The sequence below is a fragment of the Mesorhizobium sp. B3-2-1 genome, from assembly GCF_006439515.1.
GTDB lineage: Bacteria > Pseudomonadota > Alphaproteobacteria > Rhizobiales > Rhizobiaceae > Mesorhizobium.
In genome coordinates this window covers 92,931-114,627 of the sequence record NZ_VFTI01000014.1, presented here as the reverse complement: position 1 = coordinate 114,627, position 21,697 = coordinate 92,931, and the positions used below count along the sequence as shown (strand labels likewise).

At 62.0% G+C, this 21,697-nt stretch carries 19 protein-coding genes; 9 read left to right on the top strand and 10 right to left on the bottom strand.

Translation table 11 applies throughout. The annotated features are described in order from the left end of the window. Positions 1 to 165: 165 nt before the first annotated feature. From FJW08_RS16425 to FJW08_RS16415, 3 genes are all read right to left on the bottom strand, one after another. Positions 166 to 951 (bottom strand): hypothetical protein, encoded by a 786-nt coding sequence (locus tag FJW08_RS16425; protein ID WP_140811472.1) that lies wholly within the window; start codon positions 949 to 951, stop codon positions 166 to 168. Continuing rightward, complete coding sequence (locus FJW08_RS16420; protein WP_140760864.1) at positions 938 to 1,471, bottom strand: sigma-70 family RNA polymerase sigma factor; 534 nt, start codon at positions 1,469 to 1,471, stop codon at positions 938 to 940. The genes FJW08_RS16425 and FJW08_RS16420 overlap by 14 nt, the downstream gene beginning before the upstream one ends. A 447-nt stretch (positions 1,472 to 1,918) precedes the next feature. Next, positions 1,919 to 3,100 (bottom strand): FAD-binding domain, encoded by a 1,182-nt coding sequence (locus FJW08_RS16415; RefSeq protein ID WP_246682381.1) that lies wholly within the window; start codon positions 3,098 to 3,100, stop codon positions 1,919 to 1,921. Between the two features lie 416 nt (positions 3,101 to 3,516). Between FJW08_RS16415 and FJW08_RS16410 the strand changes: the two genes are divergently transcribed. From FJW08_RS16410 to FJW08_RS16390, 5 genes are all read left to right on the top strand, one after another. Continuing rightward, positions 3,517 to 4,665, top strand: a complete 1,149-nt coding sequence (locus tag FJW08_RS16410; RefSeq protein ID WP_246682380.1) for an NEW3 domain-containing protein — start codon at positions 3,517 to 3,519, stop codon at positions 4,663 to 4,665. After that, positions 4,662 to 5,603: an ABC transporter ATP-binding protein gene (locus tag FJW08_RS16405; RefSeq protein WP_140811469.1), complete on the top strand. Its 942-nt coding sequence runs from the start codon at positions 4,662 to 4,664 to the stop codon at positions 5,601 to 5,603. The genes FJW08_RS16410 and FJW08_RS16405 overlap by 4 nt, the downstream gene beginning before the upstream one ends. Further along, positions 5,587 to 6,546, top strand: coding sequence for an ABC transporter permease subunit (locus FJW08_RS16400; RefSeq protein WP_140811467.1), 960 nt, complete (start codon positions 5,587 to 5,589; stop codon positions 6,544 to 6,546). Before FJW08_RS16405 ends, FJW08_RS16400 begins: the two co-directional genes overlap by 17 nt. A gap of 49 nt (positions 6,547 to 6,595) precedes the next feature. Then, positions 6,596 to 9,220 (top strand): bifunctional lysylphosphatidylglycerol flippase/synthetase MprF, encoded by a 2,625-nt coding sequence (gene mprF, locus FJW08_RS16395; RefSeq protein WP_246682378.1) that lies wholly within the window; start codon positions 6,596 to 6,598, stop codon positions 9,218 to 9,220. Between the two features lie 127 nt (positions 9,221 to 9,347). Then, positions 9,348 to 10,562 (top strand): virulence factor family protein, encoded by a 1,215-nt coding sequence (locus FJW08_RS16390; RefSeq protein ID WP_210241196.1) that lies wholly within the window; start codon positions 9,348 to 9,350, stop codon positions 10,560 to 10,562. A gap of 78 nt (positions 10,563 to 10,640) precedes the next feature. Here FJW08_RS16390 and FJW08_RS16385 read toward each other — a convergent pair whose 3' ends face one another. The 6 genes from FJW08_RS16385 to FJW08_RS16360 all read right to left on the bottom strand — a co-directional run bounded on the left by FJW08_RS16385 (position 10,641) and on the right by FJW08_RS16360 (position 16,035). After that, complete coding sequence (locus tag FJW08_RS16385; protein ID WP_140811466.1) at positions 10,641 to 11,375, bottom strand: ABC transporter ATP-binding protein; 735 nt, start codon at positions 11,373 to 11,375, stop codon at positions 10,641 to 10,643. Beyond that, on the bottom strand, positions 11,372 to 12,106 hold the full coding sequence (locus FJW08_RS16380; RefSeq protein ID WP_140760851.1) for an ABC transporter ATP-binding protein: 735 nt from the start codon (positions 12,104 to 12,106) through the stop codon (positions 11,372 to 11,374). Before FJW08_RS16380 ends, FJW08_RS16385 begins: the two co-directional genes overlap by 4 nt. Further along, positions 12,103 to 13,050, bottom strand: coding sequence for a branched-chain amino acid ABC transporter permease (locus tag FJW08_RS16375; RefSeq protein ID WP_140760849.1), 948 nt, complete (start codon positions 13,048 to 13,050; stop codon positions 12,103 to 12,105). The genes FJW08_RS16380 and FJW08_RS16375 overlap by 4 nt, the downstream gene beginning before the upstream one ends. Next, entirely contained in the window at positions 13,047 to 13,910 is an 864-nt protein-coding gene (locus FJW08_RS16370) for a branched-chain amino acid ABC transporter permease (RefSeq protein ID WP_140811465.1), read from the bottom strand. The genes FJW08_RS16375 and FJW08_RS16370 overlap by 4 nt, the downstream gene beginning before the upstream one ends. Before the next feature lie 31 nt (positions 13,911 to 13,941). Continuing rightward, the gene (locus tag FJW08_RS16365) at positions 13,942 to 15,153 is read right to left on the bottom strand and encodes an amino acid ABC transporter substrate-binding protein (protein WP_181178697.1); all 1,212 of its coding nucleotides are present in this window, start codon (positions 15,151 to 15,153) and stop codon (positions 13,942 to 13,944) included. Between the two features lie 189 nt (positions 15,154 to 15,342). Continuing rightward, entirely contained in the window at positions 15,343 to 16,035 is a 693-nt protein-coding gene (locus FJW08_RS16360; RefSeq protein WP_181182946.1) for a Crp/Fnr family transcriptional regulator, read from the bottom strand. Positions 16,036 to 16,376: 341 nt separating this feature from the next. Here FJW08_RS16360 and FJW08_RS16355 point away from each other — a divergent pair, with 341 nt between their 5' ends. The 4 genes from FJW08_RS16355 (at position 16,377) to FJW08_RS16340 (ending at position 21,291) form a co-directional block, all read left to right on the top strand. Next, positions 16,377 to 17,651, top strand: a complete 1,275-nt coding sequence (locus FJW08_RS16355) for a substrate-binding protein (protein WP_224613538.1) — start codon at positions 16,377 to 16,379, stop codon at positions 17,649 to 17,651. Positions 17,652 to 17,853: 202 nt separating this feature from the next. After that, on the top strand, positions 17,854 to 18,729 hold the full coding sequence (locus tag FJW08_RS16350) for a branched-chain amino acid ABC transporter permease (protein ID WP_140811462.1): 876 nt from the start codon (positions 17,854 to 17,856) through the stop codon (positions 18,727 to 18,729). A gap of 13 nt (positions 18,730 to 18,742) precedes the next feature. Then, positions 18,743 to 20,593 (top strand): branched-chain amino acid ABC transporter ATP-binding protein/permease, encoded by a 1,851-nt coding sequence (locus FJW08_RS16345; protein WP_140811460.1) that lies wholly within the window; start codon positions 18,743 to 18,745, stop codon positions 20,591 to 20,593. Next, the gene (locus FJW08_RS16340) at positions 20,593 to 21,291 is read left to right on the top strand and encodes an ABC transporter ATP-binding protein (RefSeq protein WP_140811459.1); all 699 of its coding nucleotides are present in this window, start codon (positions 20,593 to 20,595) and stop codon (positions 21,289 to 21,291) included. Before FJW08_RS16345 ends, FJW08_RS16340 begins: the two co-directional genes overlap by 1 nt. Positions 21,292 to 21,321: 30 nt before the next feature. On the opposite strand, the gene FJW08_RS16335 is transcribed toward FJW08_RS16340, so the two are convergent. Continuing rightward, positions 21,322 to 21,570, bottom strand: coding sequence for a DUF982 domain-containing protein (locus FJW08_RS16335; protein ID WP_140811458.1), 249 nt, complete (start codon positions 21,568 to 21,570; stop codon positions 21,322 to 21,324). Between the last annotated feature and the right edge of the window lie 127 nt (positions 21,571 to 21,697).

Here is a 21,697-nt window from a genome sequence, read left to right as displayed (position 1 = left end):
CATTCATCGGTCAACCTTCCTTGTGTGCTACCAGGGCGTGGAACCTGTGCGGGTGTTCATCACCGTGTACGCAACTAGGGAAACATGGTTCGGCGAGGAAACGAGCTGAACCGGTCGGATCCAAACTCGGTTCTCATTTTCTTGCCATCGTCATGTCGGCCCCAATCAGCCCCTTGTCTTGGGCGCAACGTTCCTCCTTGTGGCGACTTCCATTTGCTTTGCTTCTTTCTCGAGCCGATCCGGCGCGGCGGACCCCATCAAGGCGTAGGCTGTGCCTCCCGATTGCCAGTAAACAGTCGGCACGCGGCCGTCAGTGGCTGGGGTCGGAGGGACAGCATCTTCGCCATTCATCGGAGCCGCCACCAAGGTGATCCTACCAACGCTCGGCGTATCCGCCGTCAAAACCAGACTCTGCTTCCCGTTCCAGGGTTGCACCTGAACATCCGTCACCACCCATACTGAGGGAAGGGTCGGCATACTTATATTCGCGGCGCCCACCAGTCGTTCGATCTTGTCCTGCTTCGGCTCACTGCCCTTCCCGGGACCGGCGTTCAATTGCGCAACGCGCAAGGCATCACGCGCTGCCAGAATGAAACTCGCATCCGCCGTTTGACCGCCTTGGCGAAGCGACATGGTCAACGAGTTGGCTGACCACCCGAGCGCAATCAGTACGACGGCGGCGATTTGAAATCTCAGCGCGGCAAAGAATTTCCTCCGGCGAAACGCTCCCTCCAACCGCTTTGCTCCTTGCAGGCTCGCAGAAGGCGGAAACAACCGCTGGGGCTGGACGTCGCGCAGTGACCCCATGCGCTGCGCATGAGCAAACACTTCCGCCGCCAGTTCCGGTTCCAGGGCAAGACGTGCCTGCAGGTCGGATCTCTGCGACGGCGACAGTTCGCCATCGAGGAGGCGGTTGATTTCTTCCTCGGAAACGCGATCACTTGGCCACATCACGGCCTCCCACTACCTTAAACTGAGCCGGTGCGAAGCCGCTCATTTTTTCCATGTTGCGCTTCAAGGCGGCTCGTGCGCGGCTCAGGCGCGACATGACGGTTCCTGTTGGCACCCCCAGCAATTCGGCGGCCTCGGAATAGGTGAAGCCCAGCACGCCGACCAGATGGAGAACTTCCGCTTGCTCGGTTGGCAATCCGACCAGTGCCTTCCTTACGTTGGACAGTTCAGCGCTATGCTCCTGTGATGGGAGCAACGCCGTGTCAGACGTTTCGGCGTAAGACTCAAGGCGCCGCTTGTCGGCGTTCGCACGGGCCGCGCCGGTCAGAAACGTATTGCGAACAATTCTGATCAGCCAAGGCAGCAGCGGACGAGAAGCATCATAGGTGCCGGCCAGTGAAAGTGCGCGAGCGAGCGCCTCCTGAACCAGGTCATCGGCGTCAGCATCATCCCGCGTGAGCACGCGCCCATAGCGCCAAAGATCCTCCAGGTAAGGTGTAACGTCGAACTTCGCTCTCATTTCGCCTTGTTCCGAGCCACCCTTGACGCCGTCCCCAGCCGATCGCTGCCTACGGCAAGAGTGATTCGTGCCCCAAATTCAGAGGCCCTGCGCCTCACAATCTTCATGGATAGAATTCGCTTCATGGATAGAATTCGAAGTCGTTCAAGTGTGCTTTGGACATGTGGATCGGCCCAGCGGTCAGGGAAATAACCGCTGGGCCTGATGGGAGCGCGCTCCTCCCGAACGCAAAGCGCTGAGCTGTCGAAAAACATCGTTACCCGCGCTGTCGCTCCCTTTGTCCGACCTTGGCCTGCCAGTTGCCGCCACGCCGAAAGCTCACCCTCATTGCCCCAATTACTGAGCCAGGGGCGAAACTATTCCAGCCCGATAGACATTTTTCGAAAGCCTGGCGCCCGCAACCGTTGAGGCGTTGTATCCCAAAGGCAGGGCTTTGCGGTGGTCAATTCACGGGGATGGCCAGTGATAGTCAGGCAACTGCAAGGTGTCGGTAATTTCCCTTCCGAACGCCACACGTGCCAGTCCGGGGATTGCGAATGTCCTTATCACCAGGTTGCGGAATAACAGGCCCAGTCGCGTTCTTGGTGCAAGGGCTCCAGCAAATCGCTCGGCACCTTGCTGCTTCGCGTTGATGTAATCCCGCAGGAATTCTTCGTATCGGGGAAAAGCTTCCTCGCACCGCCCGTCGGCCCTGAGCAACTCGCCTGCCAGCACATAGGCGGAAATCAAGGCCAGGGCCGATCCTTGTCCAGCCAAAAGGGACACGCAAAATGCGGCATCGCCGGTCAGGGCAATGCGGCCTCGAGACCAACTGTTCATCCTGATCTGGCTGACGCTGTCGAAATAGAGTTCGTCCGTACGATCCAACTCCTCCAGGATGCGAGGGCATTCCCAGTTTCCATCGCCATAACGCTCCCGCAGCATTTTCTTCTGCATGGCCAGCGCGACTGGCATGGCATCGCTGTCGACGGCAAAGACGAACAGAAAAAGCGTGCGGTTGTCACGAAGCGTGAAACGGCCGACCATTTGCCCAGGCCGCGCGTACATCAAGTATACGTCATCATCGCGCGGACGATAGCCACCCGCCTCGAAGGCCGCGACAGCGTAGCCGAGTTTCTTCTCGAACCTGGCCTGGGGGCCGAAGGCCAGCCGGCGAACGGCCGAATGTAACCCATCGGCGCCGATCACCAGATCGAACTGACGCTCGGCTCCACCATGTAACCGAACCTTCACCCCGTCTGACTGCTCCTGAAGCCTGACGATCTCATCGTCGAAAATGACCTCGGTCGTGTTCTTGATCTTTTCGAACAGCAATCGCGAGAGATCGCTGCGCCCGAGCGTCACATATCTCCCATCCGTCAGATCGCTGAAGACGCCCGTGCCAAAACCGGCAAGCCGCTTTCCGCGATCATTCACGATGCGAACCTCGCGCACGTGGTAACCTACACGGTCGATGTCGGCACCAAGTCCCATTCGTTCGGCGATGCGGTATCCGAGGCCCCAGAAGTCAATGACATATCCTCCGGTGCGTAGCCTTGGCGCTCGCTCAATCAGCGTTGGCTGGAACCCAGCTGCATCGAGCCAAAAGGCGAGGGCCGGCCCTGCAATTCCTCCGCCGGAAATCAGCACCGTTCGGCTATCCATGCCAAAAAGCTAGCGGGCGCCACGTTCGAGGCAAGGGATCCATGGACCGACGGTCGCAGAAGCGCCTCCGGCCGCCGTCGCCTCTTCAATCATCGCATTGCCACGGTGTCATGATCTCGGCACGCCGATCGCCGTGCCCATCTCGTGGCCTGCTTCGATCACGCAACAACACGTTCGGTTACAATTTCGTGAGGATCCCGCCGATGAGTCGATTCGCCCCATTGGCGCCATAAACGGATCGCTAGTTTTCCTCGTTGCATCAAGCTGCCTAAGGCTTTGCAAGAAAACGACTATTTGCCAACATCGCGCGGGAGGCGGATGTGAATCCTGCATCTATTCGTATGTCTTTTCCCAACCCGACGACACAACTGGCTACAGCTCTGATAGGCCTCGGTCTGCTGTTGAACGTCGTCCCGGCGCGCGCCCAGCAGGCCGCGGCCTCGGGCGCGGCGCTTGCCGGCCAGATGCCGACCGGCCTGTGGCTGACGACGCCCTATCCGGAATTTTCCGCCCAGGTCGGCAAGGAGGTGAGCGTTCCCCTGAGCCTGGCCAACCATGGCCTGCCGCCCCAGCGTGTCGAGTTTGGCGTCGATGGCTTGCCGACCGGCTGGAAATGGGAAATCGACGGCGGCGGCAAACCAGTCTCCGCGGCGATCGCCGGCGCCGACAATACGGTCGGCCTGACACTGAAACTGACGCCACCGGCGGCCGGTGGCGTCAAGGCGATCGACTTCGCCGTCTCGGGCAAGTCCGGTGGCGAGGCCCTCAAACTGCCCATGCAACTGACCCTTGCCAAGACCGAGCCGGCGAAGCTGACACTGGAGCCGAAGCTGCCGGCGTTGCGCGGCACGGCCAAGTCGGCATTCGACTTCCAGGTCGACATTAAGAACGAGGGACAGGAGGACACGACGGTCAATCTCCTGTCGCGGGCACCATCCGGCTTTCAGGTGACCTTCAAGCAGGGCTACGGATCGCAGGAATTGACCAGCCTGCCGCTGAAGGCCGGTGAGTCGAAGACGCTCTCGGTCGGTGTCCAGCCGCCGGACAATGCCCAGGCGGGCCACTACCCCGTCGACATCGCCGCCAGCGGCGGCAATGTCAGTGCCGATACGAAGCTGGTCCTCGACGTTACCGGCAGGCCAACGATCTCACTTTCCGGTCCCCAAGGTCGGCTTTCCGGCAACGCCACGGCGGGTCAGGAACGGACCTTCACCTTCACGCTCTCCAACAATGGCTCGGCGCCCGCCCGCGACCTGAAATTGACGGCAAGCCCGCCTTCTGGATGGAAAGTGGCCTTCAGCCCCGAAAAGGTCGACGAGATCGCGCCTGGCGCTACGTCCGATGTCGGCGTCTCGATGACGCCGTCCGCGCAGGCGATTGCCGGTGACTACATGGTTTCGGTCCGTGCCAATGGCGAAGGGACTTCCGACGACGCCAATTTCCGCGTCACGGTGCGCACCTCGACGCTGTGGGGAGTCACCGGCCTCGGCGTCATCGGCGCCTCGGCGCTGATGCTGGCTTTTGCCGTAACCCGGTATGGCCGGCGATGAACACGGTCATCGAAGCGACCAGCCTGGTCAAGCGCTACGGCCGCATTGCCGCCGTCGACGGCATCGATCTTGGCGTCGGCAAGGGCGAGGTCTTCGGTTTGCTCGGCCCCAACGGTTCGGGCAAGACCACCACGATCCTGCTCTTGCTCGGTCTTACCGAACCGACTTCCGGCACAATTCGAGTTCTGGGCCTCGACCCGCTGCGCCAGCCGCTGGCGGTCAAGCGCAGGGTCGGCTATCTGCCGGATCAGATAGGCTTCTACGACCAGCTTACGGCGCGCGAAAACCTGGTCTACTCGGCGAGACTCGCGGGCCTTGTCGCCGAGGAGGCGAACCGGCGCATCGCCGCGGCTCTGGAGCGTGTAAGGCTGGCCGATGTCGCCGATCGCCGCGTCGCGACCTTCTCGCGCGGCATGCGCCAGCGGCTCGGCCTGGCCGAAGTGCTCGTCAAGCAGGCCGAGATCGCCATCCTCGACGAGCCGACCTCGGGTCTCGATCCGCAATCGACGCAGGAACTGCTGGACCATATCCGCGAGCTTGCCGCCGACGGCGTCACAATCGTGCTCTCTTCGCATCTGCTTGGCATGATGCAGACGATCTGCGACCGTGTCGCACTTTTCCGAAAGGGCCGCATCGGGCTCATCGGCCGGGTCGACGACCTGACCTCGGAGGTGCTCGGCGGCACGCATGTGGTCGAGGTGGAAGCCGAGAAAGCCGATCTGCGCCTCGTACTGGCGGGCACGCCGCATGTGTTGGGGGTGACACCTCTGAGGCCGGGGCGATGGCGCGTCCACACCGACGCCGACATCAGGGCCAACATTGCCCGGCTGGTCGTGGCGGCGGGAGGCGCGCTTCATGCCATGAGCATTCGCCAGTCCGGTCTCGACGAGGTCTATGTCCGCTTTTTCGAGGGAGAGAGCCATGACGCAGCGGCGTGAAGGGTCGCCCTTTGTCGGCCTGTCGACGGTCGCGCTCAAGGAAGCGGCCGATCATATGACCAGCGTCCGCATCCACCTGGTCATGCTCCTCGTCGCCCTGACGGCGATCGGCTCGGTCTATGCGGCCATCGGCCAGATCAAGGCGACGCTGGGCGAGGACCCGTTCCTGTTCCTGCGCCTGTTCACCACGGCGCAGCCGCCGCTGCCTTCGTTTGTCTCCTTCCTCGGCTTTCTCATTCCCCTGGTGGCGATCGCGCTCGGCTTCGATGCCATCAACGGCGAATACAGCCGCCGCACCCTGTCGCGCATCCTGTCGCAGCCGATCTACCGCGACGCGCTGCTTGCCGGCAAGTTTCTGGGAGGGCTCCTGGTCATCGCCATCTGCCTGCTGGCATTGTGGCTGCTGGTCACCGGCCTCGGCATGCTGTTGCTCGGCCTACCCCCGAGCGGCGAGGAAGTCGCGCGCGGACTTGCCTTCCTTTTCGCGTCCTTTGTCTATGCCGGCGTCTGGCTGGCAATGGCGATGGCTTTCTCCACCCTTGTCAGATCGCCGGCGACATCGGCGTTGTGCGCACTCACCGTTTGGCTGCTGTTCACCGTATTCTGGCCGATGCTGGCGCCCCTGATCGCAGGTGTGGTCGTGCCGATCGATCCCCTCGATCCGATGACGGCGGTGCACCAGATCGGTCTCGAGCAGGCGATCGCCCGCGTCTCGCCCAACACGCTTTACGGCGAAGCCACGCTTGCGCTGCTCAACCCGGCGACACGCTCGCTCGGCCTGCTGTTCGCCGACCAGATGAGCGGCGCCGTGATGGGCGCGCCATTGCCGTTTTCGCTGAGCATGGCGCTCATCTGGCCGCAGCTTGCCGGCATGATCGCGGTGCTTCTTCTGCTGTTCACGATCGCATACGTATCGTTCCAGCGTCAGGAGATAAGGGCATGACGGCGCGAGCGCGGCACTTGCCTTCGAACCGCGCAATACCGGGATATCCGTGAACAGTATCTTGAAGTCGGCGGACCCGACGATCGGCTGCGAAGTCGCGCGGGCGCGCCACTTTGGCGGACCGCTTCGCCGCATCGCGGCGTCGCTCACTGTCTTCGTGGCCATCGGACTGACCATCGCCGGTTTCAGCGATGTCGTCCAAGACCTCGATTACGAAGCTCTTGTCAGGGCGATGCGTCACATGCCCGCCGCCGCCATCGGCTGGTCGATCTGCGCGACGATCCTGAGCTTTGCCGCACTCGTCGCAAGAGACGTCTGTGCGGTTCGTTATGTTGGCGGTCGCACTCCTCTTTTGGCACCGTTTCTGGCGGGGTTCTGCGGCACCGCGCTGGGCAATGCCGTGGGCTTCGGCACCCTCACCGGCGCGGCGGTTCGATATCGTATCTATGGCGCTGTCGGCATCAGGTCGCGCGACATTGCCCGGCTGTTGCTATTCATTGCCGGAGGTTTCGGACTGGGACTTGCCGGGTTCGGCGGATTCGCCGGGCTGATGGAGCCGGTACCGGTCGCGCATCTCTTGGGATGGCGGCCGGAGTTGCTGAGACTGATATCGGCGATGGCTCTCTCGGCGGCGGTGGCCATCGTGTTCTTCGGTCCGCGCGGCACCTTGCGAATAGGCGCGTTTTCAATTGCCGGCCCGAGCAGGATGCTCACGGCGGCGCAACTGCTGCTGGCCGCGACGCGCCTGACCGGTGCCGCGGCGGCGCTGTGGATCCTTCTGCCCGGCGCACCGATCGATTTCTTGACCTTTGCCGCGGTGTTCTCGGCCGCCACCGCCTTGGGCGCGGTGAGCAATCTGCCTGGCGGGATTGGGGTCTTCGAGGCGGTCGTGCTTTGGGCTCTCAAAGGACAGGCTTCTCCCGATTCGATTGCGGCGGCCCTGTTGACCTATCGCGGCATCTATTTCGCCGTGCCGCTGGCGCTTTCCGCGGCACTGCTGGCAATCTTCGAGACCCGCCTTGCCATCGGCCACGAACGATCCCGCGACGATCGCCTTGTCCGAGCCGCCGCCGGTCTGGCACCGCGCTTCATGGGCGTCATATCTTTCGCGGCCGGAGTGATGCTGCTCATTTCCGGCGCAACACCTACTTTCGGGCACCGGCTGGCAATCCTGTCCATGCGGCTGCCGCTGTGGATTGTCGAGACATCGCACTTCCTCGGCAGTCTGTTGGGCCTTGTCTTCCTGTTTGTCGCTCGCGGTCTCTTCGAGCGGCGGGACGGCGCCTGGTGGATTGCACTGGCGCTGGCAATCGCGAGCCTGGGTCTGTCACTCGCCAAGGGGCTGGCCTATGGCGAGGCAGGTTTCCTTTCTTTCCTGATTGCTCTTCTTCTCACGACGCGGCGGCAGTTCGATCGTCCGGCCTCGATGCTCGAACAACCATTCACGATTGGCTGGTTCGTCGCGGTGGCAGTCATCCTGGTCGCTGCCCAACTGATCTTTTTTCTGGCCTTCCGCGACGTCGACTACACGGCTCACGACCTTTGGTGGCAGTTCGAATTCGACGCGCAGGCTCCGCGGGCATTGCGCGCCTTGCTCGGAGCAGCAGTCATCGCGATAGCATTTGGCCTGTGGGAGTTGCTTCGCCCGCCCAAGGGCCTTGCCTCGCCGCCCGATGCCGCCGCGCTCGCGCATGCATCGCGCATCATCGACCTGCAGGGCCGCAGCGAAAGCCTGCTTGCGATGATGGGAGACAAGAGCTTGCTCTTTTCCACCTCCGGCAAGGCTTTCATCATGTACGGCAAGCGCGGGCGCAGTTGGCTTGCGCTTTTTGACCCCGTCGGCCCGTGCGAGGAATGGACGGAACTGATCCGGCGTTTCATCGGGCTCGCTGACGGCCATGGCGGGCGGGCGGCTTTTTACCAGATACGCCCCGAGAGCCTGCCATATTACCTGGATGCCGGCCTGACCGTCATGAAGCTCGGCGAGGAAGCATGTGTGCCGCTCACCGACTTCAGTCTCCAGGGCGGTGCGAAAGCCCATCTTCGTTATGCGCTCAAACGTGGCGAGCGCGATGGACTAACCTTCGAATTGGTGCCGCCGGATCGTGTGGCTTTCATCCTCGCCGCGCTGGAAACGATCTCGTCGGATTGGCTCGAAACACGGCGGAACGGCGAAAAAGGCTTCTCGGTTGCCGCGTTCGAACCACGCTATCTCGAGTCCCAATGGGTCGCGCTCGTCCGTCAACATGGCGTGCCCACCTCTTTCGTCACCGTGATGACGACCAGTTCGGTTCGGGAAGCATCGACAGGGTTGATGCGGCACGCACGCGGCACGTCACCATACGCGATGGAATTCCTGTTCACGAATCTGATGCTTCAGCTCAAGGAACTGAATTGCCGTTGCCTCAGTCTTGGCATGGCGCCGCTCAGCGGCATCGAGTCTCCACCCCTCTCTTCCCGCTGGAACAGGCTGGGGGCCATCATCCGGCACTATGGCAGCCCGTTCTACAACTTTCGCGGCCTGAGACTTTTCAAGGACAAGTTCAATCCGATATGGGAGCCACGCTATGTGGCGGCGTCGGGCACGCTCAGTCCTTTCATGGCCCTTGCCGATGCCACCACTTTGATCGGCAGGGGGTTCAAGAGACCAAAGGAGCTTTCGAACCGTGAATAGGCTCTTCGCCTGCCTGCTTGCCGCAGCGGCAATGCTTTCTGCCACACCCGTCTTGGCGCTTGACGGTGGCCGCTTCGGCGACGTCCATGTCGCCTTGCCCGAGGGACCGATGCGCGGATACGTCCTGGTGTTTTCCGATATCGGCGGCTGGAGTGCTGCCGATCAGACTACGTTGGACGCTCTGGGCAAGAACGGGGCACTCGCGGTCGGCGTCGATACAAAGCTCTATCTCGACAGAATCGCCGATGGCGATCGCCCATGTGACAATCTCGTCGGCGACGTGGAGGCACTCAGCCGCCAGTTGCAGCGCACGCATGGCGGCCTTGAATATCACTTTCCGATCCTCGCCGGCGCCGGAGAAGGCGGCACCCTTGCCGGGGCCATTCTGGCGCAAGCGCCGGTCAACACGCTGGCGGGCGCCGTATCGCTGGACCCCAGCATCGGCTTGAGCGGCAAGCGCCCGGTTTGCGCGGGCGCACCGTCGACGCTCGGCGCCGGCGGCTACACCTATGGGCCGATTTCACCGCTGCACGGCTTCTGGGACGTCGGGCTGACGGCGTCCGAGCCCGCGAGCGCGAGAGAACACTTCGACCGGCTTCGCGCCGCAGCTACGCCATTGACCCTCCAGTCAGTCAACTCCGGTAGTCGCGATGACATGTTGGCTGGGCTGGTCGGACCGCATCTGGACCAGGGAACGGCCCAGGGCGTGGCCGCCCTGCCACTTATAGAATTGCCGGCTTCGAAACCCTCGGGGCTGATGGCGATCGTGCTGTCGGGCGACGGAGGCTGGCGCGACCTCGACAAGACCATAGCTGAGGATCTGCAGGCGCGAGGGGTTTCCGTGGTCGGCTGGGACAGCGTTCGCTATTTCTGGAACGAGAAATCGCCGGAGCAAACGGCAGCCGACCTGGCGAGTGTCATTTCAGCCTATGGCGCGAAGTGGCATGCCGACAAGGTGGCGTTGATCGGTTATTCGTTTGGGGCGGACGTCCTGCCGTTCGCCTATGACGGGTTGCCCGCCGATCTCAGGCAGCGTGTCGCGATTGTTTCGCTATTGGGCTTCGCGGGCGCGGCCGATTGGAAGATTACCGTCGCCGGGTGGCTGGGAGCCCCGCCGAGCGCGAAAGCCACTCCCGTCGAACCAGCCGTCGGGCGCATGCCGGCTGCGGCCATTCAATGCTTTTACGGTGAGGAAGAGACCGACTCATTTTGCCCGCAATTGGTCTCCCGGGGCGCCGAGGTCATTCGGACGGCGGGCGGTCACCATTTCGACGGTGACTATTCGAGGCTGGCGGAACGTATCTTGGCTACCTTCGAGCGCCATGCCGCGAAGCAAAAGTAGCTCCCAAATGTTGGCGGCTTCGTCATTGTGTACCGGTCAGGCTTTCGTGTGCCCGAAAGGCGGAAGACCAACCCGGGTTCAAAGCCCCAGATAGGCGCGGCGAACTTCGGGATCGTCGATGAGTTCCTTGGCCGCGCCCCGGTGCACGATATGGCCGGTCTCCATGACATAGCCACGGTCGGCGCCCGACAGCGCCAGATGCACGTCCTGTTCGACCAGAAGGATGGTCACGCCCTCGTCGCGGATGGTCGCCAGCACCGCCATCAACTGCTCGACCACGACCGGCGCCAGGCCAAGGCTCATCTCGTCGATCATAAGCAGGACGGGTGCCGCCATCAGCCCGCGCGCCATGGCGCACATCTGCTGCTCGCCGCCCGACATCGATCCGGCAAGCTGCTTCTTGCGTTCGCCAAGCCGGGGAAAGAGGCCGTACATGCGTTTGAGATCGCGTTGCACGGCCGCCTTGTCGCTGCGCCGGTAGGCGCCCATCAAGAGATTGTCCTCGACGGTCATGCGATCGAACAATTGTCGGCCTTCCGGCACCTGCACGAGCCCTGACGCAAACGCTTCGTCCGAGGTCATCGGCACCAGATCCCGGCCGGAAAATTCGATCTTTCCGGTGGCGGCGATCACACGCGACAGGGCGCGGAGCAATGTCGTCTTGCCGGCACCATTGCCGCCGACCAGGGCGACGATCTCGGCCTTGTGCACTTCAAGCGAAACGTTCCGCAGCACCGGCATGCCGCCATAACCGGCGCCAAGGTCGGCGACCTTCAGCAGCGGCGCCTGGCCTTTCTTCGCCGCGGCACTCATGCGCGCCTCTTGCCGAGATAGGCCTCGACCACCGTCTTGTCGGAGAGCACCGCATCCGGCGCGCCGTCGGCGATCTTTTCGCCATGGTGCAGCACCAGCAGCCGGTCCGACAGGCTCTTGATCGCCTTGATGACGTGTTCGATCACCAGAATGGAGATGCCTTGATCTCGCACCTTGCGGATGACGTCGATCACCTCGTCGATCTCGACGTGGTTCAATCCCGCCATCACCTCATCGCACAACAGAAGCTTCGGCTGCATGGCCAACGCCTTGGCGAGTTCCAGCCGCTTGCGGCCCGGGCCGCCAAGTTCGTCGGCGCGCTGGTCGACGGATTTGCCAAGCCCGACGAAGTCGAGGTAGCCGCGCGCCCTTTCGCGCGCGCGGTTGAGATCGGCTTCGCCACCGCCGTGGCCGAACAGCGCGCCGACGGCGACATTGTCCAGAACCGACAGGCCGGGAAAGGGCCGCATGATCTGGAAGGTGCGGCCAATACCGAGCCGAGCGCGCCGGTAAGCAGGCAGTTTGGCGATCGACTGTCCGGCGAAAATGATATCGCCGGAACTTGGCGCCAGCGTGCCGCTGATCAGGCTGACCAGCGTCGTCTTGCCTGCGCCGTTGGGCCCGATGACGCCGAGGATTTCGCCTTCGTCGAGCGTGAAGGAGACATCGTCGACGGCGATCAGCCCAGCGAAGCGGCGCGTGGCATGGCTGATTTGGAGGATCGTGCTCATATGCGATGTGCCCGGATGTTCTCGATGAAATAGCGCCATCCCGACTTGCGGAAACGACGCACCACGTCGGCCAGCCCACGCGGCATCAGCACCACGGCGGCCACCACCACGATGCCGAAGAACAGGCCGGCGACACTGGTCACCTCGCTCGACAGGAATTCCGACACCGCTGAAAGGGTGAAGGCACCGACGACAGGGCCAAGGATGGTGCCCGGCCCGCCGAATACGGCCATGATGATCATCTTGACGTTGAGGCTGATGTCGAAGGCGCTTTCGGGGTCGAGAAAAGTGATCCAGTAGGCGTGAATGCCGCCGGCGAGCGCGCTGAATATGCCGGAGAGGGCAAAGGCGAGCACCTTGTAGAGCGTCGTGTTGACGCCCATGACGGCAGCACCTTCCTCGTTCTCCCGGATGGCGATCAGTCCGAAACCAAAGCGGCTCCGTGTCAGCCAGAAGATGGTCAGCGTCGTCAGCACCAGCAGCCCGAGCGCCAGTTCGTAGAACAACGGGTCGTTGTTGAGCGGCGGCAGCACGAGGCCGATATTCTGGCCGGCCAATTCGATATTGGAGACAATGGCGATCATGACCTGCGCCAGAGCCAGGGTCGCGATCGCGAAATAATGCCCTTTGAGCCTGAGCACCGGCAGGCCGAGCAGAAAAGCGAAGACGAGGGCCAGCGCCACGCCGAACACCAGCCCGATGGCGAAGGGCAGTTCCCACTGGACCATGGCGATGGCGACGCCGTAGCTGCCGAGGCCGTAAAACACCGAATTGCCGAACGAGGCATAGCCGGCATAGCCCCCGATGATGTTCCAGCCTTGCGCCAGAACAGCCAGCAGCAGTGCATTGATGCCGAATTGGACCAGCACGTCCGAACCGAACCACGGCACGGTGGCGAGCGCGGCGATCACGACCAACGCGATGATTATGCGGAGAGCGGTCATGCGGTTTTGCCCAGCAGGCCGCTCGGCCGCACGATCAGTACGGCGACCAGCACGCCGAAGCTTGCCACGTCGGCGAAAGTCGCGCCGATATAGAGCACCGCCAGTGACTCGATGATGCCGAGGAACAGCCCTCCGATCAGGACGCCGAACGGATTGTCCAGTCCGCCGATGATGGAGATGGCGAAACATTTGGCGGTCAATGCCGCGCCGATATAGGGATTTATCTGCGACACCGTGCCGTAAAGCCCGCCGGCAGCACCGGCAAGTCCGATGCCTATGCCGAAGGTCACGGCATAAAGGTGACGCGGCTCGACGCCGTAAAGCCTTGCCGCCACGAGGTTCTGCGCGGTGGCGCGGATGGCGCGGCCAAGCTTGGAGCGCAGCAGGAAAGCCCACATGGCGAGCGTCAGCACGACGGCGACGCCGAACGCCATCAGTCGCGCCTGCGGCAGTACGACCGGACCGAGCGCGATGCTATTGCCGGCATAGGGCGGGTTGATGGTGCGGAAGTCGGCGGAAAAGGCAAGCTGTGCCAGATAGGTCAGCACCACCTCCAAACCGAAGGTGATCAGCAACGTGTTGAACATCGGCCCGCGCACGACAAGGTTGAGCAGACCGCGCTGCACCGCGTAGCCGAGCGTGAACATGATTATGGCCGTCATCGGCAGGCCGAGGAAAGGGTCGATGCCGAGATAGGTGTAGAGATGCCAGGACAGGTACGCGCCCAGCATGATGAAGGCGCCATGCGCCAAGTTGACGATGTTGAGCACGCCCCAGACAAGGGCGAGCCCGAGCGCCATGATGGCGTAGAGGCCGCCCAGCAGGATGCCGTTGATCAGGATTTGCGCCAGCAGATCCACGCCGTTCCCCTCAGTCCGACCTTGTCAAAGGTCAGCGCTTGTCCCAGGCCGGCATCGGATATTTCGGTTTCTCGACGAAACCGTTGGCGCCATAGATCGCCTTGAGCTCCGTTCCCTGAACCTGGATCACCGTCTGGGACAGGTTGATCTGACCGTTTTCGGCGAAGGCAATCTTGCCGTAAAGGCTGTCGAGGTTGAGCTTGGCGAGCGCATCGCGCACCTTGGCGGGGTCGGTGCCACCGGCATCCTCGATCGCCTGTGCCAGTGCCTCGACATCGGCCGCGGCCGACGCGGCGTGGTAATCGGGATCGTAGTTGTATTTCGCCTTGTAGTCCTTGGCGAAGGTAGCGGCATTGCCGAACCATTTGTCCTTCAGCTCCGCCGAAGGCAGCCAGGCGGTCATGCCGAAGGCATAGTCGGCGTCGGCGCCCAGCGCCTTGCGGAAATCCTCGCTCGGTACGCCGACGGTGAAGGAGTAGAGCTTTGGGGCGACGGCGAGGCTTTTCGCCTGGCGCACGAAATTGAGGATTTCGGTTTCGTGGCCGGCTACCAGGACGACCTCGGCGCCATTGCTCTTGATCTGTGACAGCAGCGAATTGAAGTCGCTGGCGTTGGAACTGTATTTCTCGTCCATGGCAATCGTCAGCCCCGCATCCTTCAGCAATGGCCGCGTGCCATCCGCTACCGAGACGTCGAAAGCGTCGTCGGCATAGAGAAGCGCGACGGATTTGGGTGCCGGGTCGAGTTCCTTCAGCATCTTCACCGTCGAGCCGAAATAGTTGCTCGCCGGCGCCAGCGTGCCGAATATGTATTTGAACTTGCGCGAGAAAATCTGGTCGGACGCGCCGCCGCCCTGAACCATCGGTATCCGGTACTTTTCCGAAACGGCCGAATCCGCCAGCGCGAAATTCGACGCGAACGGCCCGAGCAGCAGGGCGACCTTGTCCTGCGAGACCAACTGCGTGTACTGCCGCACGCTCAAATTCACATCCGACTGGTTGTCGTAGATTTTCAGCGCCAGCTTGTGTTTCTCGCCGCCCACGGTGACACCGCCGGCTGCGTTGATCTTGTCGATCGCGAACTCGTAGGCGTCCTTGTAATAGCGGCCGGTATTGGCCGAGGCGCCGGTCAACTGCACCGATGCGCCAAGCACGATGTCGTCCGCGGATGCCGCGCCCGATGAAAATGCGAGGGCCGCGCCGGCCAGCAAGGCGCCGGCCAGATGAAGCATGCTGTTTGACATGGTGTCTCCTCCCTAAGCGTCTTTTGTTGTGCCATCGGCAATGAGCCGCAGGCTGGTGGTGGCATCAACCAAAGCCGTTCGGGAACGCCATTGGCTAGAGCCTGAAACTGGAGTTCAAGCGCTCCGGGGCAAGAGGGGCGATACGACATTCGTTTGACGCGCGACCGTCGCCAGGCGTGGCCTCTGTCGTCAGTGGTGCCGTTCCAGCAAGGGGATCGGCACGAGGTTCTGCGGCTGATACTGGGCCAGTCGTCGCAAACCCGCGGGGTCGCTCAACGCGATGAGCCGCGCTTTGCTGGTGATCAGCTGTTCGGCGCGCAGCTGCTGCATGACCCGGTTGAGATGTGGCACGCTCAGCCCGAGTGCGTCCGCCATGACCTCCTGCGAGAAGGGCAGATCAAAACTCGTCTCTGGCGCAAGTCCTACCTCGACAAGGCGCGCATGAATCTCGAGAAGAAGGTGGGCCAACCGTTCGATCGGTGTGCGGCGGCCGAGATTGACAATGTGCTCCGCGTAGTTCGCTGCCTCCTGCGCGGCGAGCCAACTCAAGACCAGCCCGAATTGCGGCTGCTCGTAGCAGAGACGGATGTAGGAATCGAGCGAGCAGACGGTGCACGTCAATTCCGTCAATGCCACGACAGCATAGGTGGACCGATCGAAAAAGCTGACCGGAAACCCGATGACGTCGCCGGGCAGGATGAGCTTGAGGATCTGTCGCTTGCCGCTCCGCAGCAGCCTGTAGCGGATCGCGTAGCCCTCTTTGATAAAGCACAGGCTCCGGAACTGCGACCCATGGATGACGAGTTCCTCTCGCTTCCTGACAGTCACGTCGCGTTCGAAGATTGCTTCAAGACTGGCGAGGTCGGCCGCGTCCAGTTTCATGACGCGCGTCAGTCTGGTCATGATCGCGTGACCGGTCAGTGGCATACCAATGTTCCAAACTGCGAGAGGCCGATCGTCCACAGCATCCTGCGGTGGCTTGTTAATCTAGATCATTAATCCAAATCATCCAACGAAAGTTGCATTGACCGAACCGCTCCCGCGGCTGCGAATGCCAGTGCGATCCGGCTTGTTTCCACGGCCGGAGGAAAATGGGGCAACAACGAGTGCCCCTGGAGGTCTTGCCGAGGGAGGAATATCCGATGCTATTCGACGATCATAAACCAGCCAACCTGTCCCGCCGTACCTTGCTTCATGCTGGTGCCGGCTTTGCCGGCAGCTTCATGTTGCCGGCTTCCTTCATTCGTCCGGTTTATGCCGCGGACGACAAGCCGGCAATCGGCACATGGCCGGCAGGCTCACAGGGCGACACCGTCTATATCGGCGCCACCGTGCCGCGCACTGGCGCCTATGCCGTACAGGGTGAGGACGAGCTCAAGGGTATGCAGCTAGCCGTCGAGCACATCAACGCCGGTAGCGATCTGCTCAAGCAGATCGCGCCGAAGGTCGACAAGGGTGTGCTCGGCAAGAAGGTGGAACTTGTCGTCGCCGATTCCGGTGCCAAGCCCAACAATGCCGTGCAGTCTCAGCAGACGTTCATCAACGACCACAAGATCATCGCCATGACGGGGTCGACCTCGTCGGCAGTCGCGGTGGCGCTGAACAAGTTCGCGGAACGTGAGAAGATCCTCTATCTGGTGGCCATATCCGGCTCGAACGACACCACCGGCAAGGATTGCGCACGCTACTCGTTCCGCCAGTGCGTCTATGGTGAGACTTGCGCCAACGCTATAGGCCCGGTGCTGTTGAAGAACTTCGGCAAGGGCAAGAAAGCGGCGTTCATGACGCCCGACTACACCTATGGCCATACGGTAACCAAGTCGGTCAACGACTATCTGACAGCCAATGGCGGCTGGGAAATGGTGACCAATCAGATCTCGCCGCTGGGCACGCAGGACTTCAGCCAGTATCTCACCAACATCGCCAATTCCGGTGCCGAGTTCATCATCAACGTCAACTGGGGGCGTGACGCCGTGCTGTCGGTGCAGCAGGCCAAGCAATTCGGCCTGACGCCGAACATGAAGATGGTGATCCCTTACCAGATTCCGTTCCTGGCCAAGGAGGTCGGTGCCGAACTCACTGAAGGCGTGTTTGCCGCCACTGATTTCTGGTGGACGATGGAGGACAAGTATCCGCTCGCCAAGATGTTCGTCGACGAGTTCCAGAAGAAGTACAACTACCGGCCGGAATGGGGCGCCGAGAACAGCTACATGCAGTTCGCCATCTGGGCGCGCATGGTCTCGGAAGCCGGCACCTTCTATCCGCCGGACGTCATCAAACAATACGAGAAGGGCGAAACCTTCCCGTCCATGGTCGGCGACGTGAAGTTCCGGCCCGAGGACCATCAGCTGATCCGTCCCGTCGTCATCGTCCGCGGCAAGGCGCCGAAGGACATGAAGAACGACGAGGATTTCTGGGAGGTGCTCGACGTCGTGCCGGGCGAAGGGCTGATGCAGAAGCCGGACGCCTTCGGCTGCAAGCTTGGCGATTACACCTGACGGTCACAACTGCCTTCTCCGCGTCATCGATGCGGAGAAGGACTTCATCCCGTTTACGGCAGACCAAAGAGGGCGCGAAGCAGTGTCTTTGCCGCTTGAGGTCTGGCCGATTAACTATCGCATGGCAACGCATTGCCTGTCATGATGGCGGGCTGGACGGCAACGCGACAGGCTATTCATCAACCTCAAAGCGGGCGGCAGCGTGGTCAATTGGGCTAATTTCATTTCGCAATGCTTCAACGGGCTGGTGCTCGGCGCGCTTCTGGCGCTGATTTCCTCCGGTCTGACCATCATCTACGGCACGCTCGGCGTGCTCAACTTTGCGCATGGCGCGATGTTCATGCTCGGCGGCTATGCCGGTTGGGTCGCCTATGACTATACGGGCTCCTTCATCGTTGCGCTCATCGCCGGCTCCCTCTTCGTCATGATGGTCGGCGTCCTTATGGAGCGGCTTATCATCCGCTACTTCTACGCTCGTCCGCAGGAGGATCAGATCCTCGTCACCTTCGGACTGGGCATCGTCTTCGTCGAGGGGGTGCGCTTCTTCTTCGGCAGCCTGTCAAAGACGGTGCCGCCACCGAGCCTGTTCCAAGGCATCACCAATCTCGGCTTCATGGTCTACCCGACCTATCGTCTGGCGTTGCTCGGCATCGTTGCCGTGGCGTTGCTGGCGCTCTATTTCGTGCTCTACCGTACCCGCATCGGCATGATCGTGCGCGCTGGCATCGAGGATTCGGTCATGGTCGGCTCGCTGGGCATCGACGTCTACAAGGTCTTCATGCTGGTGTTCGGCATCGGCGCCATGGCGGCGGGCTTCGCCGGCATCGTCAACGCGCCGGTGGTATCGATCGCGCCTGATGTCGGCGAGGCGATCCTGGTGCAGACCTTCGTCGTGGTGGTCATCGGCGGCGTCGGATCGTTCCCGGGTGCGGTGCTCGGCGGCATCATCGCAGGCGAGATCATCTCCATCACCTCGATGTTCAATCCAGGCTATGCCTATGTCATGCTTTTCGTGGCGATGACTCTCGTGCTGGTGCTGCGTCCTTACGGACTGCTCGGGACGGCGGGCCGCGAGTGAACGCGGTCCGCTCATGAACATGAAACGCTCCTTCCTCGTCGAGGTGCTGACGGTGATCGCACTGATCGCCGCGCCTTTCGTCCTGCCGCATCTCGGCTTCGCGCCGACAACCATCAACCGCATCCTGATCTGGGGCCTGTTCGGGCTCGGTTTCGACATCCTCTTCGGCTACACCGGCCTGCTTTCCTTCGGCCAGTCCGCCTTCTACGGCACCGGCGGCATGTTCGCCGCCTACCTGTTGACCGAACTGAATTTTCCTTACGTCATGGTGGCGATCGTCATCGGCGCTGTCGTCGCCGGCTTCGTCGGCTATCTCGTAGGGATGGTCGCGCTCCGGCGCACCGGCATCTATTTCGCCATGATCACCGTGGCGATCTCGGAAGTGTTCTTCTTCGTCGAGTTCAACCCGCTATCGGCCTATACCGGAGGGGAGAACGGTCTGCCGGGCGTGCCGACGCCGAGCGTCTTTCTCGGTTTCACCACGCTTAGGTTCGATTCCGACTGGGCGACGTATACCTTCCTGGCATTCTGGTACTTCGTCGGCTTGGTGATTGCCCTGCGTATCGTGCGCTCGCCGGTCGGAGCCATTCTTTCCGCCATCCGCGACAATCCCCTGCGCGCGGCCGCGCTCGGCCACAACATCCACGCCTACAAGCATACCGCCTTCGTGGTCGCCGCGATCTACGCCGGCTTTGCCGGGGGCCTGCTCGGCGTCATGCAGGGCTTCATGCCGCCGGATGCGTTCATGTTCGATACATCAGGTCAACTCGTCATGCAGACCGCGATAGGCGGTGCCGGCACACTGTTCGGGCCTCTGGTGGGAGCGACCGTGTGGCTTTTCCTCAGCGATTTCTTCCAGAACACGCTCCACCTTGGCGCGACATGGAAGCTGGTGCTCGGCATTGTTTTCGTGCTGCTGGTCGTCTTCCTGAGGCGCGGTATCGTCGGCGCCATCGCGGACGTCTACGACCTGGCGACGGGCGCCAGGAAAACCGTTGAGCCCGTCGAGGCGGCAGCAATCACCCCGCCGATCGCGCCGTGTTCGTCGCCGGTCGTCGTCGAGGCGATGCCGGCGCGCCACCGTTCCACGGACCACGCTTCCGGTCCCATCTTGCAGGCTACGGGATTGAGCAAACGCTACGGCGGCCTGATGGCCAACAGCGATATCAACTTCACCATCAACCATGGTGAGACGCGGGGCATCATCGGACCAAATGGTGCCGGCAAGAGCACCTTCTTCAAGATGCTTACCTGCGAGGTGTCGCCGACCTCGGGCAAAATCGTGTTCGAGGGCCGCGACATCACCGGTATGAGCGTGACGGATGTCTGCCAGCTCGGACTGACCAAGAGCTACCAGATCAACCAGCTCTTCGACCGGCTGACCGTCAGGCAGAACCTTACAATCGCCGCGCTTGGCGAAATCCGCGGCAAGTTCAGGCTCGACCTGTTCCGCAATATCCGCAAGATCCCGGGCCTCGACGAGCAGGTCGAGCGCACGCTGGCGCTGGTCAACCTGACGCACTGCCCGGACACGCTGGTCTCGCAACTCGCCTATGGCGAGAAGCGCCGGCTGGAGATCGGGCTGGCGCTGGCGACTTCGCCGAGCCTGCTGCTGCTCGACGAGCCGCTGGCCGGCATGAGTCCGCGCGAACGCGTCGAAACGGTTGCGCTGCTGAAGTCGATCGCGCGCGGCCGCACGATGATCATCATCGACCACGATATGGATTCGCTGTTTGAACTGGTCGAGACGGTCACTGTGCTGCAAGAGGGTCGCATCCTCGCTCACGGCATCCCGGAGCAGATCAAGACCAATCCAAAAGTGCAGGAAGCCTATCTCGGCGGCGTTCACGGAGAGATTGCCTGATGAGCCTGCTCGAGGTCGAAGGTCTGAACAGCTACTACGGCGACAGCCACATTCTGTTCGACGTGTCGCTGCGCGTGGAGAAAAACGAGGTTGTCGCGCTCCTTGGCAGGAACGGCGCCGGCAAGTCGACGACGCTGAAGAGCCTGATGGGTGTCGTCACGCCGCGCACAGGCAGCATCAAGTTCGATGGCCAGGAACTGGCGGGCAGGAAGGCGCACAGAATCGCGCAACTCGGCATGCAACTCGTGCACGAGGATCGCCGCATCTTCGGCAGCCTGAATGTCGAGGACAACATCATCCTTGCCGGCCTGACCGCCGATAACAGGTGGCCGCTCGAGCGCATCTACGAGATGTTCCCGCGGCTGAAGGAGAGGCGCACCAGCCGGGGCACGGACCTCTCCGGGGGCGAACAGCAGATGTTGGCGATCGCCCGCGCGCTCGTGCGCGACCCGAAGATCGTCCTGCTGGACGAACCGTTCGAAGGGCTTGCCCCGGTTATTGTCCAGGATCTCGTCAAAGCCTGTCGCGAACTGGCCGAGGCCGGGCAGACCATCGTTCTGGTCGAACAGAACCTGGCCGCGACCTTGGCGCTTGCAAAGCGCGTCTATATCATCAACAACGGCCACATTGCCCATGAAGGACCGGCCGCCGAGATCAAGGCGCAGCCGGAACTATTGCAGCGCTACCTCGGCGTATAGACAGTGCCGACCCGCGATGAACAGTTTTCTTCAGTTGCCGGGCAACAGGCGCGCTTCCCGTGCGGCCTCGATGAATGCCATTCGGGCGGCTTCCGCCTTTGCTTCATCTTCCATCGCGGCTCGACAGGCATGATGAGCGGCCAGAATTTTGGGTGAGCCGCCATGGCACAGCCTTTCACGGAGCAGTTCATCCGCCTGGCGCGCGCTAATGATGTTTCTGATGCTTCCGAAGATGCCCACCGTCACCGATACAGGAGCGGCAAACCAACCCTGAGCCATAACCAGACCTCGTACGTTACATCGCAGACATGAACAGAACCGCTCGCTTGGGCGGACCAACGGTTTCTTGCCTTCCGGAATCAAAGCCGGCTAACTGACCGTTGGGGCTGTCTTCGATGCGGAATTT